23 protein-coding genes are annotated in these 20043 nt (G+C 36.9%); 11 read left to right on the plus strand and 12 right to left on the minus strand.

The window, feature by feature from the left end; all coding sequences use genetic code 11:
• Position 1 precedes the first annotated feature (1 nt).
• Positions 2–256: a transcriptional regulator SplA domain-containing protein gene (locus BN999_RS14540; protein ID WP_096273189.1), complete on the plus strand. Its 255-nt coding sequence runs from the start codon at positions 2–4 to the stop codon at positions 254–256.
• Entirely contained in the window at positions 249–1277 is a 1029-nt protein-coding gene (splB, locus tag BN999_RS14545; RefSeq protein WP_096272532.1) for a spore photoproduct lyase, read from the plus strand. The genes BN999_RS14540 and splB overlap by 8 nt, the downstream gene beginning before the upstream one ends.
• Before the next feature lie 59 nt (positions 1278–1336).
• Here the strand turns inward: splB and BN999_RS14550 are convergent, their stop codons facing one another.
• Positions 1337–2848, minus strand: a complete 1512-nt coding sequence (locus BN999_RS14550) for a DHA2 family efflux MFS transporter permease subunit (RefSeq protein ID WP_096272533.1) — start codon at positions 2846–2848, stop codon at positions 1337–1339.
• Positions 2849–3006: 158 nt separating this feature from the next.
• On the opposite strand from BN999_RS14550, the gene BN999_RS14555 reads away from it, so the two are divergent.
• Positions 3007–3879 (plus strand): TetR/AcrR family transcriptional regulator, encoded by an 873-nt coding sequence (locus BN999_RS14555; RefSeq protein ID WP_096272534.1) that lies wholly within the window; start codon positions 3007–3009, stop codon positions 3877–3879.
• Positions 3880–4348: 469 nt separating this feature from the next.
• Positions 4349–4894, plus strand: a complete 546-nt coding sequence (locus tag BN999_RS14560; RefSeq protein ID WP_096272535.1) for a hypothetical protein — start codon at positions 4349–4351, stop codon at positions 4892–4894.
• A gap of 61 nt (positions 4895–4955) precedes the next feature.
• On the opposite strand, the gene BN999_RS14565 is transcribed toward BN999_RS14560, so the two are convergent.
• Positions 4956–5363, minus strand: coding sequence for a hypothetical protein (locus tag BN999_RS14565; protein WP_096272536.1), 408 nt, complete (start codon positions 5361–5363; stop codon positions 4956–4958).
• 148 nt (positions 5364–5511) lie between these two features.
• On the opposite strand from BN999_RS14565, the gene BN999_RS14570 reads away from it, so the two are divergent.
• Positions 5512–6231, plus strand: a complete 720-nt coding sequence (locus BN999_RS14570; RefSeq protein WP_096272537.1) for a metallophosphoesterase family protein — start codon at positions 5512–5514, stop codon at positions 6229–6231.
• A gap of 85 nt (positions 6232–6316) precedes the next feature.
• On the opposite strand, the gene BN999_RS20695 is transcribed toward BN999_RS14570, so the two are convergent.
• Complete coding sequence (locus BN999_RS20695; protein WP_176481993.1) at positions 6317–6478, minus strand: hypothetical protein; 162 nt, start codon at positions 6476–6478, stop codon at positions 6317–6319.
• Between the two features lie 280 nt (positions 6479–6758).
• On the opposite strand from BN999_RS20695, the gene BN999_RS14575 reads away from it, so the two are divergent.
• Positions 6759–7445 (plus strand): copper homeostasis protein CutC, encoded by a 687-nt coding sequence (locus BN999_RS14575; RefSeq protein WP_096272538.1) that lies wholly within the window; start codon positions 6759–6761, stop codon positions 7443–7445.
• Positions 7446–7495: 50 nt separating this feature from the next.
• Here the strand turns inward: BN999_RS14575 and BN999_RS14580 are convergent, their stop codons facing one another.
• The 8 genes from BN999_RS14580 to BN999_RS14615 all read right to left on the minus strand — a co-directional run bounded on the left by BN999_RS14580 (position 7496) and on the right by BN999_RS14615 (position 14961).
• A complete protein-coding gene (locus BN999_RS14580; RefSeq protein WP_096272539.1) occupies positions 7496–8224 on the minus strand; it encodes an SIS domain-containing protein in 729 nt (242 codons plus the stop codon).
• A complete protein-coding gene (locus tag BN999_RS14585; RefSeq protein WP_096272540.1) occupies positions 8221–8943 on the minus strand; it encodes a KDGP aldolase in 723 nt (240 codons plus the stop codon). The genes BN999_RS14580 and BN999_RS14585 overlap by 4 nt, the downstream gene beginning before the upstream one ends.
• 19 nt (positions 8944–8962) lie before the next feature.
• Positions 8963–9676, minus strand: a complete 714-nt coding sequence (locus tag BN999_RS14590) for a creatininase family protein (protein WP_096272541.1) — start codon at positions 9674–9676, stop codon at positions 8963–8965.
• 22 nt (positions 9677–9698) lie between these two features.
• Entirely contained in the window at positions 9699–10691 is a 993-nt protein-coding gene (locus tag BN999_RS14595; protein ID WP_096272542.1) for a phosphotriesterase family protein, read from the minus strand.
• A gap of 82 nt (positions 10692–10773) precedes the next feature.
• Entirely contained in the window at positions 10774–12069 is a 1296-nt protein-coding gene (locus BN999_RS14600; RefSeq protein ID WP_096272543.1) for a PTS ascorbate transporter subunit IIC, read from the minus strand.
• Between the two features lie 33 nt (positions 12070–12102).
• Positions 12103–12369 carry a PTS sugar transporter subunit IIB gene (locus tag BN999_RS14605; protein ID WP_096273191.1) on the minus strand — a complete coding sequence of 89 codons (267 nt, stop codon included), beginning with the start codon at positions 12367–12369 and terminating at the stop codon, positions 12103–12105.
• A 6-nt stretch (positions 12370–12375) separates the two neighbouring features.
• The gene (locus tag BN999_RS14610) at positions 12376–12816 is read right to left on the minus strand and encodes a PTS sugar transporter subunit IIA (protein WP_096272544.1); all 441 of its coding nucleotides are present in this window, start codon (positions 12814–12816) and stop codon (positions 12376–12378) included.
• A 30-nt stretch (positions 12817–12846) separates the two neighbouring features.
• Positions 12847–14961 (minus strand): BglG family transcription antiterminator, encoded by a 2115-nt coding sequence (locus BN999_RS14615; RefSeq protein WP_096272545.1) that lies wholly within the window; start codon positions 14959–14961, stop codon positions 12847–12849.
• A 304-nt stretch (positions 14962–15265) separates the two neighbouring features.
• Here BN999_RS14615 and BN999_RS14620 point away from each other — a divergent pair, with 304 nt between their 5' ends.
• From BN999_RS14620 to BN999_RS21080, 3 genes are all read left to right on the plus strand, one after another.
• Positions 15266–17275, plus strand: a complete 2010-nt coding sequence (locus tag BN999_RS14620; RefSeq protein WP_096272546.1) for a hypothetical protein — start codon at positions 15266–15268, stop codon at positions 17273–17275.
• A 13-nt stretch (positions 17276–17288) separates the two neighbouring features.
• Positions 17289–17609: a hypothetical protein gene (locus BN999_RS14625; RefSeq protein ID WP_096272547.1), complete on the plus strand. Its 321-nt coding sequence runs from the start codon at positions 17289–17291 to the stop codon at positions 17607–17609.
• A 422-nt stretch (positions 17610–18031) separates the two neighbouring features.
• Positions 18032–18166 (plus strand): hypothetical protein, encoded by a 135-nt coding sequence (locus BN999_RS21080; protein ID WP_255247485.1) that lies wholly within the window; start codon positions 18032–18034, stop codon positions 18164–18166.
• 164 nt (positions 18167–18330) lie between these two features.
• Here the strand turns inward: BN999_RS21080 and BN999_RS14630 are convergent, their stop codons facing one another.
• Entirely contained in the window at positions 18331–18606 is a 276-nt protein-coding gene (locus BN999_RS14630) for an amphi-Trp domain-containing protein (protein ID WP_096272548.1), read from the minus strand.
• A 228-nt stretch (positions 18607–18834) separates the two neighbouring features.
• Between BN999_RS14630 and BN999_RS14635 the strand changes: the two genes are divergently transcribed.
• Together BN999_RS14635 and BN999_RS14640 are read left to right on the plus strand one after the other, a co-directional pair.
• Complete coding sequence (locus BN999_RS14635; protein WP_096272549.1) at positions 18835–19047, plus strand: YqaE/Pmp3 family membrane protein; 213 nt, start codon at positions 18835–18837, stop codon at positions 19045–19047.
• Between the two features lie 216 nt (positions 19048–19263).
• A complete protein-coding gene (locus tag BN999_RS14640; RefSeq protein WP_176481994.1) occupies positions 19264–19977 on the plus strand; it encodes a YdcF family protein in 714 nt (237 codons plus the stop codon).
• Positions 19978–20043 lie beyond the last annotated feature (66 nt).

Genomic DNA, 20043 nt, shown 5'->3' on the forward strand with positions numbered 1-20043 from the left:
AATGGAAAACAATCTCAAACCAGGCGAAGTAGTCTACATAATCATTCGAAACCCTCACGCACAAGATGTCGCTCAAGTTCAACAAGCGGCGGTTGTAGAGAATCCGGATAACCCTTCCGAACTTGCCTTATTCGCACATGAAACATACTTTCCATTCTCCGAAGAATTTGCGGTATTTAAATCGGAGGAAGAAGCAGAAATGGCATACAAGGAAGCATTTGGCACACCAGAGGAGTTTGATGAATTCTATGGTTAAACCATTTGTCCCTCAACTAGTGTATGTTGAACCACGCGCCATGGAGTACCCATTAGGTAAAGAATTAGTAGATAAATTTGAAAACATGGGAATTGAGATCAGAGAAACAACTTCCCATAATCAGATTCGAAATCTACCAGGTGAAAATCATTTCCAAAAATATCGGATTGCTAAATCAACACTAGTGGTAGGTGTCAGGAAAACATTAAAGTTCGACACCTCCAAGCCTTCAGCAGAATACGCAATCCCTTTTGCAACGGGATGTATGGGCCACTGCCATTATTGCTATTTACAAACCACAATGGGAAGTAAACCATATATCCGTACCTATGTTAATGTGGAAGAGATCTTTGATGCTGCGGAAGAATATATGAAAGAGCGCGTACCGGAGATTACAAGATTTGAGGCGTCTTGTACTTCTGATATTGTTGGCGTCGATCATTTAACCCATACCCTTAAAAGAGCAATCGAGTTATTTGGAAAAACAGAACATGGAAGATTGCGATTCGTAACGAAATTTGCCCATGTGGATCATTTACTTGATGCCGAACATAACGGGAGAACCCGCTTCCGATTTAGTGTAAATGATGACTATATTATCAAGTACTTCGAGCCTGGTACTTCAAGATTAAATGAAAGGATAGAAGCTGCTGTCAAAATTGCAGAAGCTGGCTATCCATTAGGGTTTATTATCGCACCTATTTATTTACATGAAGGTTGGAAAGAGGGTTATCTGGAGATGATTGAAAAGCTAGAAGCCGCACTCCCTACCTTTGCTAAGAAGGATTTAACTTTTGAGATGATTCAGCATCGCTTCACCAAACCGGCCAAGCGTGTAATTCAGGAGAATTATCCCATGACGAAGTTAGAACTTGATGAGTCGAAGCGTAAGTGGAAATGGGGTAAATACGGGATTGGAAAGTATGTTTATACGAATGATGAACAGGAAGATATTAAGGATACTATTGGCGGATATATTGATAAGTATTTTCCTGAGGCTAGGATTGAGTATTTTACTTAAGAATAATAGTGAAAAGGTACCTTGGTTCATGCCAAGGTACCTGTCCCCATGGTCGTCTTTTATGGTACTACAGGTTCAACTTTTTCCTGAATCTTCCCCTGTTTCTCAATTTCTTCTACTGCTTTATCACTTGTATCTACTCGTTTGATAAATAATGCTAGTATTAGGGCAACCAGGTTGATTGCTAACGCTACGTAGAATGAATATTGAATACCACTAAGTAAAGCTTGTTGTGATATGGAAGCTCCTAAGCTTTCCGTTAATGTAGACGGATCTATACCACTCATTAATTTTTCACCCTTAGTTGTTGCAACAGAGTTCATAATCGTAACCATAATTGCAGTACCGATTGATCCTGATACTTGTTGTGCTGTATTGTTTATCGCTGTACCATGCGGGTTTAAGTGAGTCGGTAGTTGATTTAAACCGTTTGTCATAATTGGCATCATGACCATGGACATACCAAACATACGTAAAGAATAGATCAATATAATATAGGTGTAAGAAGAGTCAATTTGTAGATGAGCTAGCATATAGGTTGAAACACCAGTTATAGCAAGCCCGATAACAGATAGAGCCCGCGGACCGAATTTATCAAATAGCTTTCCAGTTATCGGTGACATAATTCCCATAATAAGAGCACCCGGTAACATGATTAATCCAGAATCAAGTGGTGAAATACCACGTACCTCCTGCACATAAGCAGGCGTTAGAATCATACCGGAGAACATCGCAACTGCATTGACCATTGCAATGATGGAAGCAAGTGTAAACATAGGATATTTATAAGGACGTAAATCTAATAATGGTTCATCTAATTTCAATTGTCGAGTAAGGAATAGAATTAAAGCAATTCCTCCAACACTTAAAGTTGTTATCACAACTGGATCACCCCAGCCTTGTGAACTTGCGCTACTTACTCCGTACAATAATCCACCAAAACCGATACTGGATAACACAACGGATAAATAATCAAGTGTTACATTTTTATCTTGTTCCATGACATTACCAAATTTCCAAATAGCAAATAATAAACTAATTATCGCTAATGGTAGTATCATTTCAAAAAGTAACCGCCAATCGTGATACTGAACAATATACCCTGATAATGTAGGTCCTATTGCCGGTGCAGCGATCATAACCATACCAAATACACCCATCGCAGCACCACGTTTATCACGTGGAAAACTTACTAACATAATATTCATCAATAATGGACCCATCACAGAAGACCCTGCAGCTTGAATCATACGCCCAGCTAACAAGAATTCAAAGTTAGGTGCAAATGCTGCAAGTGCTGTACCTAATGTAAATATCGCCATAGCTGTAATAAATAAGCTACGGTTAGAAAAACGTGTAATTAAAAATGCGGATGCAGGAATTAATATCCCACTAACAAGCATATATCCTGTAGCAAGCCATTGTACTGTAGAATAATCATCAATCCCTAAATCTACCATAATAGATGGCAATGCTACGTTTAATAATGAATTATTTAGAAATGATACAAAAGCACCAACAAATAGGATACTAAGCATTAAATACGGTGGCTTTTTCATTTGTGTATTCATCATGTCCCCTCAAATCTTCTTCTAATTTATTTGCATTTGCTTATTTTATACCCGTAGTTCAATTTTTGCAACATTTTTTTACCTATGGTATAAACCTGTTGTTTTTCCGTATAAAGAAACGTATACTAATTCCTATAGAAGGGACTGTTTAGGGAACAATGAATGAACGAAAAAGAAAAGTTGCCAATATTGCTTTAAACTTGTTTATCGAAAAAGGTTTTCAGCAAACATCCATTCAGGAAATTATTAACAGCGCGAATATATCTAAAGGGACATTTTACAATTACTTCACTTCCAAAAATGATTGCATTGCAGAAATATTGGAAAACATCCGATATGAAGCAAGCCAACAACGAGTCGCCATGCAAATCGGCAAGGACCCGAAGAATCGTGAAGTACTAATAGAACAAATCACTATAATCATGAAGCTGAATAAGGAAAATAATCTACAATCTCTATTTGAAAATATTCTTTCTACAAATCAAGTAGAATTAAAGAAGCTAGTGTTACAACATAGAGTGATAGAAATGGAATGGTTAGCAAATCGTTTGGTGGATGTGTTAGGTGAAGACATTCAAGAATATGCAACAGAAGCAACCGTGTTATTTTTTGGCATGTTGCACTATATGACCTTTACCCTTCAACTAACAAATAGTGACTATTCATTAACCGAATTGACTGAAACGATCTTTTCCTATGTGGAAATACTCCTACCACAAATGGAAAAGAGAAATACCACCATGATTAATAACTTTGCCTTGGACTTACTGCAGAAGAATGTCCACAAAAAGATTCCAACTAAAACAGAATTAGTAGAAATGGCAAATCAATTGATAGAGCACTATGAATTTAATGAAGAACAGCAAGATATGATTGACGTAATCCTAGATGAATTACAACGGGATCATATTCGTAAGATTGTGGTTAAGAAGCTATTAAAACCATTACTTCAATTATTTGAGGAAACACCTGTTTCTTCACAAGTACAGCTATTTACTAATGAGGTATGGAAATATATGAAGTCGATTTAAAAGCCATGGAGACAGGTTCCCTGGCTCACTAGGCCAGATGTGGAATTAAAGCAGCAGTTAGAAGCCCGTTATCTGTTATGGTTATCTCCCCCACAAATACACGTAAAGACCGTGCGGGGGATAAATTGATTTTGCAAAATGCTTAAAGTCGCGCAAGTATTTCATTTACTTGTGCGACTTTATTTACCAGCAACGCTTTCCCTATCCTACTTGCACGGGATTAAGGCATGTTCGCTCGAATTTTTTACCACCCTACACTATCCCCTTTCCTATCTCCTCTACTTATAGTACAAAGCATGTGAGAAATAGTCGAACCATCGATAAGCAACCCCATTTACTCCACAACATTAACCAAAACTTGTCCTATTTTATGGACAAGTCACATATCTTTGTATTAAAAAGCAGCATCGCTAGAAAGATTTTTCGTTGTATACGGAGATATTTTTCGATGTGAAAATGGAGGTTTCCCATGTATAAATGGACTGCTTTACTTATTTTTTGTTTATTTATCCTTAGTGGGTGTATGCAATCAGATGCATATCATGATGAAGATGTTGCCGCGATTGTTAACGGAGAAGAAATAACTGTTGGTTACTTGCGCATGTTGTATCCTGATGAAGAAATCGAAAATATGATAAATGAGGTTGTAAAAGCTAAATTAGCGGAACAAGAAGTAGAAAAAATGAATGTTGATGTGTCCAGGCATATTGATAAAATTGCGGACTCCTATGGCCAGTATCCATATAAGGAAGTACAAAGTATAGAAGCACAATCCATTCGTGCATTTGCTGATCCGCAGGCTGAGAAGCTTGGCATGGATCCAAACGAATACTATGAAGAGTACACCAGAATTTCCACGGAAATGGTTGGGTATATCAACGCTTATACTTCAGCAATATTAGGTGAACTTGAGGAAGATGTATACGGAATAGAAGAATATGCCGAACATGCCCATCATTTGTTTGAGGATTTAGTAGAACAAAACCAAGATAAAATTGAGATTAAAATAAATTAATAGGTTACCCTATGAAGGTCACAAAAGGAAGAAGGCATCATAAGGTGATAAACAAAACACCTTATGATTTCTTCTTCTCCTCCAGTACATCTGAAATAATCTCAATATGCAATGCCGCCCATGCTTTCTCTCTAAAGTGCATAAAGGTACTTAGTGTTAAAAGTATCAAGTATAAAGTGATAAACACCACAGCCCAAAGCATCTTACCATCCTGAAACAAGTATTCTTGTACTTTATTGGAGAACAAAAATAACAGCCATGGAATTGATGTCACATAGATTGGAATGATTCCTGTACCGTTTTGTTCCTTTATCATTCGGTAGTAGGCTAATTTTAGTGTTTCTTCGTCTAGAGATTCGTAGAAGGATTTGATAGTGGCAACTTCGCTTAGCTTTTTATTTGCGTTTTTGTCAGGTGATTTTTGCAACTCTAGGTAGATTTTATGTGCATCACCTCTAGTAAAGTGCATTACATTTCCCCCTTATATTTACTGTTAATCTACATTATTAGCAACGAGTTATGTAATTAGACCCTATTTCCCCACAACATTCCCTATTAAATCTTCCAAAAATTAATATAAACTAAAATCAAGCACACTACCAAAGGGGGAAACAAACATGTCAAAGATAGCAATCATTTCAGATATTCATGGTAATCTAACCGCACTAAAAGCAGTGCTTGCCGATATCGTAAAGAGAAAAGTAGACCTAATCTATTGCCTAGGAGACCTGGTAGGAAAAGGGCCACGTGGTTCTGAATGTATTCAACTAGTTCGAGAACATTGTGACAAAGTTATTTATGGAAATTGGGATGTATTTATTCGGGATGAGATTGATAATGAAGCGATTAAATGGACACAGAGCCGGTTAACTGATGAGGATTATGATTATCTGGCTTCCTTGCCATTTTATATCGAATTTGAATTAAACGGCAAACTAGCTCGTTGTTTTCACGCATCGCCACGTAGCGTTTTTGAACGAATCGCACCGGAGTATCATCCTACCGAAAAGTGTTTATCCCTTTTTCAGAATAGCGAAGAAACCGAGTCCCTCCACTCTACTCGCACACCAGATATGGTGTTTTATGGCGATATTCACCTGACCTGGTTAAGAACGTATGATATTGGGATCCTATGCAATGTTGGAAGTGTTGGTTTAGATGTTGTGGACGCTACCTATGTGATTGTTGATGGGTCGCATGGGGCGAATTCGATTAATTTTGTACGTGTTCCTTATGATAGGGAGAAAGAGCTCCGTGAAGCAAAAGAACTGGGTATGGTTGGTTATGAGGATTATTATAGAGAGATTATGTATGATCAATTTAGAGATACGCAGTGACAGTTAAAGTAGGCTTGTTGTGAAGTGGTCCAGGACAAGTACTTATGGCTTACCTTGAGCCAAGGTACCTGTCACCGTGGCACTTCTATGCTACTCTCTTCTCGTGGTATCCGCCATTCACACACATGACTTCAGTAAGAATGTTATACCCACCCTTTATATTTTTAAGAGCCTTTCTTGCTTCCTTTTCTGTTTCAAATTCATACATGGTAATATCTAAGCCTATATAACGAGTTACAATCCACATAGTGATTTCCCTCCTGTTTTTTATAAATATGTGAAATATAATCCTCCTGAACCCATACAGCATTCATGAGGTTTAAAGTAAAATTAGGATTATCTTTGCTACAACTTAATCATAGTACATGTATGAGTATAAGTAAAATACTTAATTATTATCATTTTGTATAAGTTATTATTATACATACATGCATTCATACTTACTACCAAGGGTACCTGTCCCCATGGCACTATTCATTTGCCTTTAACCAAAATAACAATTATGGTGGACTTAAGGAGTGAATAACATGCTTGAAATCATCGCTACAAACCTTACCGATGTCAAAGATGCCGAAAAATTTGGGGCCGATCGTATTGAACTTAGTCCTGCTATGTCTGAATTGGGAATCACACCGAGCTATGGCTTAATCCAAGCAGCAGTGGAATCCGTAAACATACCAATTAACGTGATTATCAGACCCCATAGTCAATCATTTATTTATAATAAGAATGATATGGAAGTAATGAAAAGAGATATCAACATGGTGAAGAGCCTTGGGGCTAACGGGATTGTGATTGGTGCACTAACGAAAGACCATACCATGGATGACGATGTACTTACCGAGTTATTAGCAGTAACGGATTCGTTAGATGTGACCATTCATCGTGCATTTGACTTTGCTCGTGATCAAAAAGAGGCCTTGTTGAAATTAGCTGAGTATAAACAGATTACGACTATCTTAACGGCGGGTGGAAATTACAGAGCACCTGAAGCTGTGGAACAAATAAACGAATTGATGGCTATGGCAAGTGAAACTCATTTATCTATCATGACTGGACATGGACTTAGATTGGATACATTTGAGACATTTTACAAGTCAACTAAACCAGAATTTGTCCATTTTGGGACTGGCGCACGAATTAATGAAAGTTTTGACTTCGGACTTGATGAAAGTAAAATCAAGGAAATTAACCAAATAATGGCATCAAACTAAACAGAAACCGTAGAAGCACTCAACTTCTACGGTTTCCTTCTTTCTTATTATTATAATTTCACACGATCACGATACTTATCAATTAACTCCTGATTATGAGCATCGGCCCCTTCAATATTCCCACTTAGGAATACTGGAGGCTTAAAGCCATTCTCAGCCATTAATTTAACCGCTTCGCCAAGAATTGCATTTAAAATTGTTGCACCAATTACTGTCGAGCTAGGAGAAAAGTTTACTTCTACCTGCTCATGTGATAATAATGCGTCCCCAACAGGTGCGTGGTTATTAATCACTAAGTCAACGGCGTCAAATAAATGTTTCCCACTCGTGTGACGAGATGGCTGGCTCGAAGAATATTCAATAGAAGTAATCCCAATCACATAGGCACCTTTTTCTTTTGCCATAGTTGCTACATCTACAGGAACTGGATTTCTTCCAGATGTTGAAATAACAATTATCGTATCACCTTTTCGAATGTCCTGTTCTACCATAAACTCCTTAGCATAATCATTTTTTCGTTCTAGGGTTGAAGAACGTACAGCTCCTTCATGTAACATAAGTGGCTCATGCAGGATGGGATGTATCGGAACAAGTCCACCTGCACGGTAATACACTTCCTCGGTTAATATATGGGAATGACCACAACCAAAGAGATGAATAATACCATCATTCTGTATCGTTTCTGCCACCTTTTCTGCTGCTGCTTCTAAACGGTCTTTCTCTTTGTTCTCCACTACAGATAATAGTTCGGTAATCTTTCCAAAGTATTGTTCAATCATACTAATCCCTCCACGGCTAGATATATTTCTTTCACTTTTGTTGGAATGGTAAGACCTGTTTCCTTATCAATGGTGGAACCAAAAATATGTGGCATGAAAAACTCAATATCAATATCCCAAACACCTCTCAAGATATCACCAATATTGGATTCATCAATTCCACCTGCTGGTTCGACTCCTCGAAAGCCCTTTTCTGCAGCTACTTTTGTTAAATAAATTAATTCCTCCAGATGCTGTCTTCCTTTTATCGGCATCATCTTAATACTTTCTACGCCTAGGCTCTTGGCAATCTCTAAAAACTCCTCAACCTGATATACCTGTCCAGTCGTTGCAAGTTTAATCTTACCTACTTCACCAGTCGGTTGAACCAATGCATTAACGAGTTGGTCCGATATTCCTTTGCCATCTAGAAATCCTTTTGTATAGATTGCTGTTTCAAACGGTTGATTCAAATGACCAGGTTCAGATATTACCGCAATGTCCAATACACGCTTCCAATTTTCTGTATTGCCTCCTCCACCAAGACCAATACTTACTCTACTAGCAACGGTCTTGATGTCCTCAACAACTATAGCCGCTTCTACTATACTGTTATACTGATCCGATACAATTCCTGGTACCACAAACCCGTTTGCAGCTTCCATCACATCCGATGCATTACTAGCATCCTTTGCTAAGAAATTGAACAAAAATTTATCATAAAGTTTAATCTGTATCACTACCTTAGTCACCTTCTACCTAATTAGTAATCAATTTCACCATATTGTCTAATGCGATATCAATAATATATTTACCTTTTTCCTCTGTAGCGAGCTTTGCGTCCCCTAATACTGCCGTGCTGGTAAATTCCTCCCACGGTGTTGGTGTGACATCAGCACTCATTGGAATCTCTGGAATATCGGTAATAGCTCGGTCCATATTCACATGTTCGGGAGCCAAATAAAGCATATAAGATGTTTCAATTTCACACGCGTGGAAATACGTACCATGCGAAGATTTGGTTTCTCGAACTTCAGCGGCTGCTTTATTCATACCAGGGTAGAATAAGTACAACACCTTCATTTCCGGACAAGTTTCAAACAACTCACGAGCAGCCTCTTTCATTGCTGTAGCATTTCCAAGGTGACCATTCACCATAGCAAAGGTCTTAAACCCTTGTTTATAAAGACTCTCACCAATATCGACGATGAAGTTAATAAGCGAATGATTACTTATATTGATACTTCCAGGGAAATTGCGCAGACTCCACACTTGACCATACGGTAATGTAGGTAGAACCAAGCCATTGACACGTTCTGCAAGCTTTTCAGCTAATCGCTCAGCTAATATATTATCCGTACCGAGTGGTAGATGACCTCCATGGGCTTCAACTGCACCAATGGGCAAAATAGCAATTTTTGATTTCTCTATTTTTTCTTTTACATCAACTGAATTTTCAAATTGAAAATGCATGATAGACGACTCCATTCTGACATTATTTCTTGAAGGTAAAGCATCTTGCTGGATTCTGAACAAAGAATTTGTCTACTAATTTATCTCCATCGTATCCTTTTTGGTTCGCTTCTTCGATAAAACGAGGTACCCATTTCCCTAAAATATTTTCTAGACCCAACCCATAATCATAGTGTTTGTAATAGCTCTTTCTTGCGGTGTCTCCACTAATAAGAATTTGATCTTCATACCCTTTATCCACTAAATCTAAGATATTTTGGATTCGAGTACTTTCCGGTGCATACTTAATTTTTGAAATGCCGTCAAAGGATAGAAATGCCCCTGTACTTGCAATTTTCGCATGATAGAATGGATCCGGATTACGGTCCATATGTCCGAAACTAATATATTCCAGATTAACTCCTTCACTCTTTAGCAGTTCCATTTGTTCTAGCCCCATTGTTCCTGCTTCTGTATGCGAATGAAGTGGCGCCTTTGTTTCGTGATGTGCTCTGGCTACTGCACGTAACGTCTTCTCTTCTAAAGGGGTAATGCGATTGTAGCCTGTTCCAAATTTTACTTGCCCGCCTCTAACAGTTGTTCCTTCTAATCCCTCTTCAATTTCTCTAATAACAAAATCGGCAAGTTCATTAATCGATTTCGCTTCAATCCACTCGTGGAATGTCCGATAGTCACCTGTCACTTTTTTTAAGTGTTCTGGAATCGAAGCATCCCATAGAAAACTTTTATTAAATCCTGCGGTACCAACAATGGTTATCCCAGTTTCCTCTGAAATTTCTTTCACCGCTAAAACATCACGGCCATAGTCAATAGCTGTCGCGTCAACAATCGCCTGTCCACCAAGATTTTTAAAATCTAATACATCCAGTTTTGATTTTTCTTTATCATCAAGCAGTAAATCATCAGCTTCTCTTTCTACCCAATATTGCGGCCTACATACAATATGCTCATGTGAATACGTAACACCTAGTTTAGTTGGTTCTATATCACCATGAAATGTTCGAATAAAACTCATTAAAATCAACTCCCTAATGTAGTTACATGATGTTATCCAAATATAAAAAGGGAGAAATGATATCTCCCCGTAATGTTATGAATTAAAAGAATAGTTGTGCTAGGAAACGGATAATCGGACCTAGGATAAACATATCTGAATCCGCTGCCCACATTGCTGTATCAGGAATTGTATCGGAAAGTAAAAACTTAACCATGATAAATTGTCCCCAAGCAACAACTGTTGACGTTATAAAGCCTGCTAGTAACGCACCCCGTACACCACCAGTAGCATTACCGAATACACCGGCTGTTGCAGCGTGGAAGAATAATACGATCATAGTTGGAACGAATACGTATCCTACTGTATTTCCTAAAACAACTAACCAGATTAATGCCCCAACAAATGCACCTAGGAAACCTAAGATAACAGCGTTTGGTGCAAATGGGAATACGACTGGACTATCTAGTGCAGGTTTTGCACCAGGAACGATTTTAGTTGCAATCCCCTTAAAGGCTGGAACCATTTCACCGATGAACATACGAACCCCAAGTAATACTACCGCAATACCTGCAGCGAAAGTCAGGGATTGAATAATGGCATAAATAATAAAGTTCTTATCGCCAGCAGCTGCCACTAATGCTTCAGCACCTGGTGTATCTTTAAGAGATACAATAATTGCTCCTACTAAGAATAAAATTCCCATCGTTAAAGCTGTGATAACGTTTGAATCCCTTAGGAAATCTAATCCCTTTGGTAATTTGATTTTTTCAGAATCATTTTCTTTATTTCCTAAATATTTACCAGCAACTGCACCAAGTAATGCTACCGATGCAGACGTATGACCTAGCGCTATATTGTCATTACCCATAATCTTACGCATAAATGGTTGTGTCAAAGCCGGTTGAAGTGTCCAATATAGACCCATAATGACAGCAAGGAAGATAACTAATTTACCGAAAGAAACATCCCCAACTGCTTGAATCACAACACCTGCAAAGATAGTCGTGGTCCAGAACATCATATGTCCAGTTAAATAGATATACTTAAATCGTGTAAAACGAGCTAATAATACGTTAATAACAAAACCTAATGTCATTGCTAATGTTACAGCACTACCGTATTTCGCATTAAAACCTTCTTGCCCCATAAAGTCACCTAAAGGTTGGTCGGACAGATTAAAGACTTCCTTCCATAACGGTTCAAAAACTACTAGTGCATTAACAATTACTCCAGACCCGGCACTGATAATTAAGAACCCAATTACTGCTTTAAACGTACCACTTATTGTCTGACTAGCACTTTTCTTCTGTAAAAGTAATCCTAATAGTACAATGAAGCCTAAAAGAATTGCTGCTTCCCCAAAGACATTCGTTGCAATCCATATAATAGTATCCATCAAAAAATCCTCCCCCATTACTATTGCTAATAATTAATTAATGTTTTCCTCAATTGCTGACTTAATCTCATCCATATCAAAGTAGTTATTCACAATAAATACCTTTGCACTATGGCCAACTAAGCTTTCTGAAAGCTCATTGCTTGTAATAATATAATCCGCTTGCATGCTAGAAGCAGCTGATACGTCTGTATGCTCTACATCCGCCTGAATCCCTTTCTCATTCAGTACTTGCTCCACATTCATTTTTAAAATTAAACTTGTACCTTGTCCTAATCCACAAACCGTTAAAATTTTCAACATAACTTAATTCCCCATTTCTAATATAGTTTTTATTTCTTCTTCCTTTGTTGCTTCCAATAATTTGTTTACATTATCCGGGTTATTTAAAAGTCCCGTTAATTTTTGTAAAAGAATTAAATGCTCATCACTGGACGATGCACCTAATCCAAACACAAGTCGGACCGGATCATTCATCGCGTGGCCAAACACAACTGGCTCCTTTAATTGGATGAGTGATACCGATGCTTCGTTCACACCATCCTCAGGTCTAGCATGAGGTATCGCAATATGTGGTGCTAACACAAAATATGGCCCATTTTTGCGATAAGCGTTTTTCATAGCCTCAATATACGACTCTTCCGCAAGCCCTTCTTGTACTAGAAGCTGTCCAGCAGCATGAATCGCTTCTTCTGCATCCCCAACCTCAACACCTACCTTAACAATACTGGAATCTAAGAACTTCATAATCGTCATCCCTCTCTTCATGATGCATAGCTAATCTGTTGAATAAGATTCAATTACATCCATTATTTCTCTTTTTTCTTTAGCCTTGATGATCACTTCTTTATTTGCTTTATTCGTAAATAACTTGGTTAATTGGGAAATCGCTTTTAAATGCTCTTCATTGTCCTTGGTTGCAAGAACCACAATAATATGGACAGTCTTTCCAAGCATATCTACTGGTTCTCTAAGCTTTAGCAGACTAAGTCCTGTTTTCATCACACCATCATCTGGACTAGCATGAGGTAAGGCAATGCCATCCGAAATCACGATGTACGGTCCTTTTTCATGAACGGTGTGAATCATCTTATGAAGATAGGACTTTTCAACATATCCTTGATCCAGCAGTGGACTTGTAGCAATTTCAATTGCCTCTTCCCAATGACTAATACGGTCTTTTAAGACAACTCTATCCTCTGGTAATAGATCTAATAAATTAGGTTTCATCACCTTGTTTTCCACATTTGATGGTGCTTTTAGATACCATCTTAGTTCTTGGCGTAGTCCCGCTTCATCCTCGATTGTCCCGTATCGATTAAATAAATCCATTAAGGCATCAACCGAATAATTTTGTTGCTGTTCTGTATCGGAAAACAGACTATTTACCTTTCGAAGCAATTGTTCTTTATCCTGATTGCTTAAAACCGGATTAACAACAAATACTGGAATTCCTCTGTCATGAAGTGGGATGGTCGAGATAATAAAATCGACTAAGAGATCCATACTTTCATACTCTCTTAAAGAAGTAACACCCTGAATCTCAATGTTTGAGAATAATCCTTCTAGCTGACTTTCAAGTAACCTCGATGTTCCTAATCCATTAGTACAAACAATCAGTAGTCTCTTCTTTCGCTGATCAATGACCACGCCTTCTTTACGTAACCATCCACCAAAATGCATAGTAATATAGGCAACTTCATTTTCATCAATGGATTGCTCCAGTAATTCCTCGAAATGATGAACCACTTGTTTGGTAATATGAAATACTTCTGGATAGTTCTGTTTGACCGAGTCCTTTAGTTCATTTTCAATTTTTATTCCATATTTGATTCGGAAATACGCTGGTTTAAGATGAAGTAATAAATTCTGCATTAAACTTTCCATATCATCAAATTCAATCGCAGCAATTCTTTCAAACTCTACAACCATTTTCCGAATAACTTCTACTAATACCTTCATTTCTTGCGTTTCTTTTTGCAGACTTTGGTTATAGTTAACCTTTGCGCTTAATAAATACTTTGCAAAATAGCATACTTCATCATCCGAGAATCGCATGTGACTGAATTTCGATAAGTGCTCACAAATAATATTTGCGCCATCATACTCTTCCGTAGTTTTAATGATCTTTTTTTCTATTTCATCAACTTGAACCGTGTTCCCTTTACTAATGCGCTGATAGAAGAAATAAAATAAAACAATAAATTGATGAAGAACTTCATCCGTCATTTCAACTTTAATCTGCTGCTCATATTTATATAGAAGTTTCTGTAATTCTAGTAGGACATCCGTATTAAAAATAGAATACGGTTTAAACAATGCTTCTACCGATGACTTGTCCTTCGTCGATATAGTAGTTAATAAACCATGCCATCCATCCTTGGGAACTACTTTCCTTAAATAATGGATGAGCATTCTTCTAACACTATTTTCACATCCAATCACTTGGTAACCCATTCCACGTTTTGAGGTCAGGCTCAATTCGTATGGTTGGATTTCTTCCTTAAGCTTTTTAATATCTTCCAGTACCGTATTCCTACTTACTTCAAAAAGCTCACGAATATCTTCCAAATAGAAAGGTTTCTGGCTTGCCATGATGTGAATAAAAGCCCATGCTTTTCTTTCTTCTGGGGAAAATTCATAATAGAATGTCCCTGAAATATTTTGTATCTTGAGGATTTCCTTTTTGGTTTCCTTTTTAATGTATAAACCTTCAGATCTAACTTGCTTTATCTCCCGTAACCCATTCTCTTGTAGCCAATGATTGATTTTATCTAAATCATTATAAATAGTACGTCGAGATACATTAAATAAATCCGCTAGTTGTTGAACGGAGATATAAGAATCCTCTTGTATCAATTGATTTAGTATTGCCATAGAGCGTTGATCCATCTTAATCCCCCTCTCGGTAGTTCATAAGTAGGATGCCTTATATAAAATATATATGAATTAGTATCCCAAGATAAGACCAAATAACTAACAGAACTGTGTGCAAAATTGGACTTATATTAGACCGAAGTAAACATAAGTATCGATTCTTCTGTCAACTAACCTACAAATCCACTACTTCCAACCGATATAATCAATATAGGAAAACAAAGGTCCGAGTAATTAAAACCATAGAGACAAGTTCCGCAGCCATACCATATAAAAAAGAACCATACCTGTCCCCATGGTCCAGTTAGGAGAGTACATATTGAATCCCAATTTACATAATACAAGAATCTGGAAAAGCTACTGTGAGGTTAAATTCCGTCATAGGGATTTCAAGCGTTATACTGATTTTATTTTAACGGATAGAAAGATTTATTTTACAGATGAAGCAATAGAAGATATATCCTTTGAAAATGTGGTTGATGTCGTTGTTGTCGATACACTGTTAATTCTTAAAGGTTCTTTCTATCAAGATAATCAAGTCGTTCATGAGATACAACTAAATATTTTTAAAGAATGGGTACGTGAAAAAACATTATCTTATTTAGGGTATTCAAAGGAGACCCACAGCAAAGGAAAGTTAGTTTTAACAAACGAAGAAACGTATAGAGAGTTTCCTGTAAATATAAAAAAGGATAATTCCACCATTACCATAATCGAATCGAAGTTAAAAAAAAAGCTTTTAGTTATTCAACAACATGATCATATTTTCACATCTGGTAATAGAATGTTGTTGTTTAATCAAAAAGGGTTTCCTATTTATTTGATTTTTGATGATAAGCCCAAATTAGATTTAACAGACTTCAATTGTCATGAAACTTCCTATTTCCATTCCGGACTTCAATTATACGGTTCCATGGGTCCTCTTCGATTTAAGGGGGAAGAAATAGGGGTCTTAGTAAAAGGACAAGAACTGATTATTTTTACTGATTACCATGAATTGTACTCTTTTGACCAAAGTCAGTTAACAGCTCGTTACCAGAATAGCCATAATGGGCAAGTCATTTATCAATTTATGACTTCTCATGGTGAGGAAACATTTGTAACTGCGTTGAAATCGCCTGATGAAATAGATCGTTTATTTCCGGTAAATAAAGACAGATTAAATGATCAGTTTATCTTATTGGATAACGAGCCATTTAAGTTGAGTTTTATAGAAAGTGGCATCTACTTTTATCAGTCAGAGGAAGTATCTTTTATCATTAATTATGGTGATTTGAAATATCTTGAGGTTGTGGAGAATCATGTTAATGGATATAGTTTGGTCTGCCTTCATGTGAATAGTGTTTTGGAGAAATTCCATATCGTGGTTGACGATTCTTTACTTGAGGAATTAATTAGCACTTCTTTCAGAAAAAAGAAAGAACCTCTTTTAAAAGAAGCGACCATAACGGGACTTTATTCCAGTCGAAACAGACAAATCAATGACTTTTTAATGTACAGTTTGTTTGGTCAATTGATACTGTTACAGGAAGGAATAGAGGAAATTCATGCAAAAACAACTATTTCCAGGGAACAAAAAAATAAACAAATCTTAAACTTTATGTATTATGCACTACGGGAGCAGAAAAGGCAATTAGATATCGTATCAATTCATTTCCCACAAATGCTTGTACAGGAACAGGGATTATTACATAACAACAAGGAAGAAATCTATGAACAATTACAGAGACAAATGGTATCCTTATCCAATCAAATGCAAAGGCACTTTGTCGATATTGAAAGCTCACTTAATACATTATCCTTTGCCATTATTCCTAGAAAAACGTTCAAAAAACAACAGGAGAAAGTAACAAAAAGAAATTATATCGGAGCTGCTGGTTTAGGTGGATTAGGTCTTTTGACCGGGGGTACTGCATTAGTTGTTGCTAGTGTTTTCTTCGGAGTTAAAAATTATTTTTCAAACCAAGACCGCAAAAAGGCAGATCAACTAGCAGAAGAGAACAACAATCAAAAAATAGAATTTTTCATGAATAAAGCATTAGACTCATTCGATCATCTGATGGAAACCATGTTACCATATTATGTTACTCAATATAGTAAGACGTATTTTTCTTTCACTCAAAAGCAAAGTAAATACCTCTTAACACTGGATGAAGAGAAAATGATTCAAGGTAAACATATGCTATTCAATCAATTAGTTCACTATTACACAGTAAAGCAACTGCCTTTAGAAAAGGGGAATTTACTCAATAGAGAAACAGTTATTCAAAAGCTATTATCATCATCTGATAGTAAAATTAACAGATTACTAGGAACCATTTCAGATTAGGAGGTAGGTAACTATGTTAAATAAGAATCCTTTTCGGCCTGAAGGGTGGACACAAACAGACCCTTTTCTTGATATGAACCAAAATACGATTCCAGATCAGCATGATTTATATGCTGACCTAGATTTAAATGGGATCGATGACACACATCAGATTTCAATGGACTTAGATAAAAACAATATTAATGATCAGCATGATCCATTTTTTGACTTAGAAGATAACGGAATACCGGATCAAAATGATCTGTTTATCGATATGGATGGAGATGGAATTCCAGATGAACATGATATTCATGTGGACTTAGATGGTAATGGAATAACGGACGGGATGGTTTAGCGAGACCATGGGGACAGGTACCTTGGACAGGTCTACGATGACCCTTAAAATCATATAAGCTAGTCCTTTAATTTCTTTTATTATTACTTTTCTATTAATATTTATTTAATTTTATAGAACCAAAACCATCCCTTCCTAATATCAGTATAAGAATATAAAGGTCCAAGTAATCAAAAGAGACAGGTCCCGCGCCCACAACATTTTGCCGAGCCGAGGTACCTGTCCCCGTGGTAGGTTGGAATCTCCAAATCAAGTCGTATAACCATATTTATTTCCCCATATACTAACAGTCAAACTAGTTATAATAAACTAATGCATACGCTACAACTGACGAATCAATTCAATATTCTAGTTCCTTACTTTTAAAGACAAATCCTTAAATAAAAAGGCGAAGCAATATCCCCTACAATGGAGTGATCAATATGTCAATTAATGACCCTAGAGAACAAATGGAAGAAACCACGAAAAAACTCATAAGAAAAGGCATTCCAGAAAGTGCTGCTGTTTTTGCCTCTTCTATGGGATATTTAAGACATTTAAGAAAGAAAAAGAAATAGTGGATAGGCTCTCTGCAAGCCATAGGGACAGGTCTACTTGCACGATTTTTAAAATATGTGAACCAGTCGTCCCACACCAGTACCACCCACCAGATCTTTACACATGGCTTTCTAATTAATAGAAGGCATGACTAGCGTAATAATACGTTGTCATGCCTTCTTTATTACTCAATATCCATAGACTTACCGTCATTATCTCCTGTGATCCATTCAAATTCAATCTCAAACTCGTGCTTATCCCCTTTTACCTCATACTCGTACTCCACTTTCAATTGATTGGAAGGGAAGACTTCAATATGTTTCGTGCCTTGGACAAACGTGAATTTACCTTCTTCTTTCAACTTTTTTGCCATTTTCTCTAGTATTGTTGCAAACTCAATGACGCTCTGCTTCTCCTTGTGTTTAACTAATTTTTGTGATGTACTTTTATTCTCTTCCATAATATCTCCTCCTTTTACCGGTGAAAGAAGTATTTATGAAGTAACCGAATTTCGAATAATCTTTTACCCAGTTCACCATTAATTTCTTGATACCATATATTAGAAACAATAGCAAATGTATACAACGATAAAAAGCACGTTCTTAGCCATCCCTAAACAAAACCAAAAATTATTAAAAAGGATAACTTAATCTTATTAGAATAAAATAGACAACAAGGAGGTTATGATATGATGTACTTACTAGCAGTTGTATTACCACCAGTCGCAGTTTTGTTTTCTGGTAAACCTATTCAAGCATTACTTAATCTAATTCTTACCGCATTCTTTTGGTTACCTGGAGCAATACATGCCATCCTTGTGGTTAAGGATAAGAAGGACGATAAGCGTATGAAAAGACAAGTTAAATTGCAAGCAAAATATAACAGGAAGTCAACTAACTAGAAGTGACACCTTCTTGTAAAGCAATAGAAGCCACTGGTCGTTCAGGTTCTGTTGCTCTATTTTAAGTACGCTAACAAAAAACTTCTAATTTCAAAAATGCCAAGGTACCTGTCCCATGGTTCTTACCTTGGTACTATTTTTTTGTTAAAATTGGTGTATATTCTAGTAATCTATGAGGGGCGGTATCTTATGGCGATTCTTTTTGGTCTATGTGCAATGAGTTGTTTTCTTTATGTTTTTTCACTTTACTATGTCAGTGGAAATATTGATTTTGGAATTATCGTTATTACAACAGCAGGAATAACCTTCCTAATATTAGCCTTTTTCCATAAACGCATTTTTTCTTTTATCCGAAAAAGAAAATGGCTACGATACCTGCTCAAGGTTGTTCTAGTTACATCTATTGCTACTATCGTATTTTTTGAAATTCTTATGTATCAGGCACAAGAGGATCCGCTTCCGAATGGCGATGTTCCTATTCTAGTACTGGGTGCAGGTTTGATTAACGGAGAACCATCCCCTACACTAAAAAGAAGATTAAATAAAGCTTATGAAATATATCAACAAAATCCAACGACCATTGTGACCTCTGGCGGAGTGGATTACAATGAGGAAATTTCCGAAGGCGAAGCGATGAAAAGGTACTTGGTCACGCTTGGGGTAGAGCCAGCTGATGTTTTAGTAGAGGACAAGTCAACCAGTACTCATGAGAATTTCTTATTTACGAAGGAATTACTTGCACTATCTGAGCCAAATCCAGAAATCATTGTGATTACGAATGATTTTCATATGTTTCGAGCTAAAATGATTGGTGGTCGTGTAGGGTTTACGGTATATGCAGCACCTTCGGAAACTCCAACACATATTCTGGTGCAGACTCATATTCGGGAGTACTTTGCGATTGTTAATTCGTATTTGTTTCAAAAGTAGTGGGGTCGTAACGTAATGTAGGTTGACACCTAAAAAAATAAAGTACCTTGGCTCACATTGAACCAA

This window comes from Paucisalibacillus globulus (assembly GCF_900184735.1).
In the GTDB taxonomy this organism is placed as follows: domain Bacteria; phylum Bacillota; class Bacilli; order Bacillales; family Amphibacillaceae; genus Ornithinibacillus; species Ornithinibacillus globulus_B.

Coding starts and splice junctions, on each gene's coding strand:
- BN999_RS14540 (WP_096273189.1), top strand. CDS start 2: ATGGAAAACAATCTCAAACCAGGCGAAGTAGTCTACATAATCATTCGA.
- splB (WP_096272532.1), top strand. CDS start 249: ATGGTTAAACCATTTGTCCCTCAACTAGTGTATGTTGAACCACGCGCC.
- BN999_RS14550 (WP_096272533.1), bottom strand. CDS start 2,848: ATGAATACACAAATGAAAAAGCCACCGTATTTAATGCTTAGTATCCTA.
- BN999_RS14555 (WP_096272534.1), top strand. CDS start 3,007: ATGAATGAACGAAAAAGAAAAGTTGCCAATATTGCTTTAAACTTGTTT.
- BN999_RS14560 (WP_096272535.1), top strand. CDS start 4,349: ATGTATAAATGGACTGCTTTACTTATTTTTTGTTTATTTATCCTTAGT.
- BN999_RS14565 (WP_096272536.1), bottom strand. CDS start 5,363: ATGCACTTTACTAGAGGTGATGCACATAAAATCTACCTAGAGTTGCAA.
- BN999_RS14570 (WP_096272537.1), top strand. CDS start 5,512: ATGTCAAAGATAGCAATCATTTCAGATATTCATGGTAATCTAACCGCA.
- BN999_RS20695 (WP_176481993.1), bottom strand. CDS start 6,478: ATGTGGATTGTAACTCGTTATATAGGCTTAGATATTACCATGTATGAA.
- BN999_RS14575 (WP_096272538.1), top strand. CDS start 6,759: ATGCTTGAAATCATCGCTACAAACCTTACCGATGTCAAAGATGCCGAA.
- BN999_RS14580 (WP_096272539.1), bottom strand. CDS start 8,224: ATGATTGAACAATACTTTGGAAAGATTACCGAACTATTATCTGTAGTG.
- BN999_RS14590 (WP_096272541.1), bottom strand. CDS start 9,676: ATGCATTTTCAATTTGAAAATTCAGTTGATGTAAAAGAAAAAATAGAG.
- BN999_RS14595 (WP_096272542.1), bottom strand. CDS start 10,691: ATGAGTTTTATTCGAACATTTCATGGTGATATAGAACCAACTAAACTA.
- BN999_RS14600 (WP_096272543.1), bottom strand. CDS start 12,069: ATGGATACTATTATATGGATTGCAACGAATGTCTTTGGGGAAGCAGCA.
- BN999_RS14610 (WP_096272544.1), bottom strand. CDS start 12,816: ATGAAGTTCTTAGATTCCAGTATTGTTAAGGTAGGTGTTGAGGTTGGG.
- BN999_RS14615 (WP_096272545.1), bottom strand. CDS start 14,961: ATGGATCAACGCTCTATGGCAATACTAAATCAATTGATACAAGAGGAT.
- BN999_RS14625 (WP_096272547.1), top strand. CDS start 17,289: ATGTTAAATAAGAATCCTTTTCGGCCTGAAGGGTGGACACAAACAGAC.
- BN999_RS21080 (WP_255247485.1), top strand. CDS start 18,032: ATGTCAATTAATGACCCTAGAGAACAAATGGAAGAAACCACGAAAAAA.
- BN999_RS14630 (WP_096272548.1), bottom strand. CDS start 18,606: ATGGAAGAGAATAAAAGTACATCACAAAAATTAGTTAAACACAAGGAG.
- BN999_RS14635 (WP_096272549.1), top strand. CDS start 18,835: ATGATGTACTTACTAGCAGTTGTATTACCACCAGTCGCAGTTTTGTTT.
- BN999_RS14640 (WP_176481994.1), top strand. CDS start 19,264: ATGAGTTGTTTTCTTTATGTTTTTTCACTTTACTATGTCAGTGGAAAT.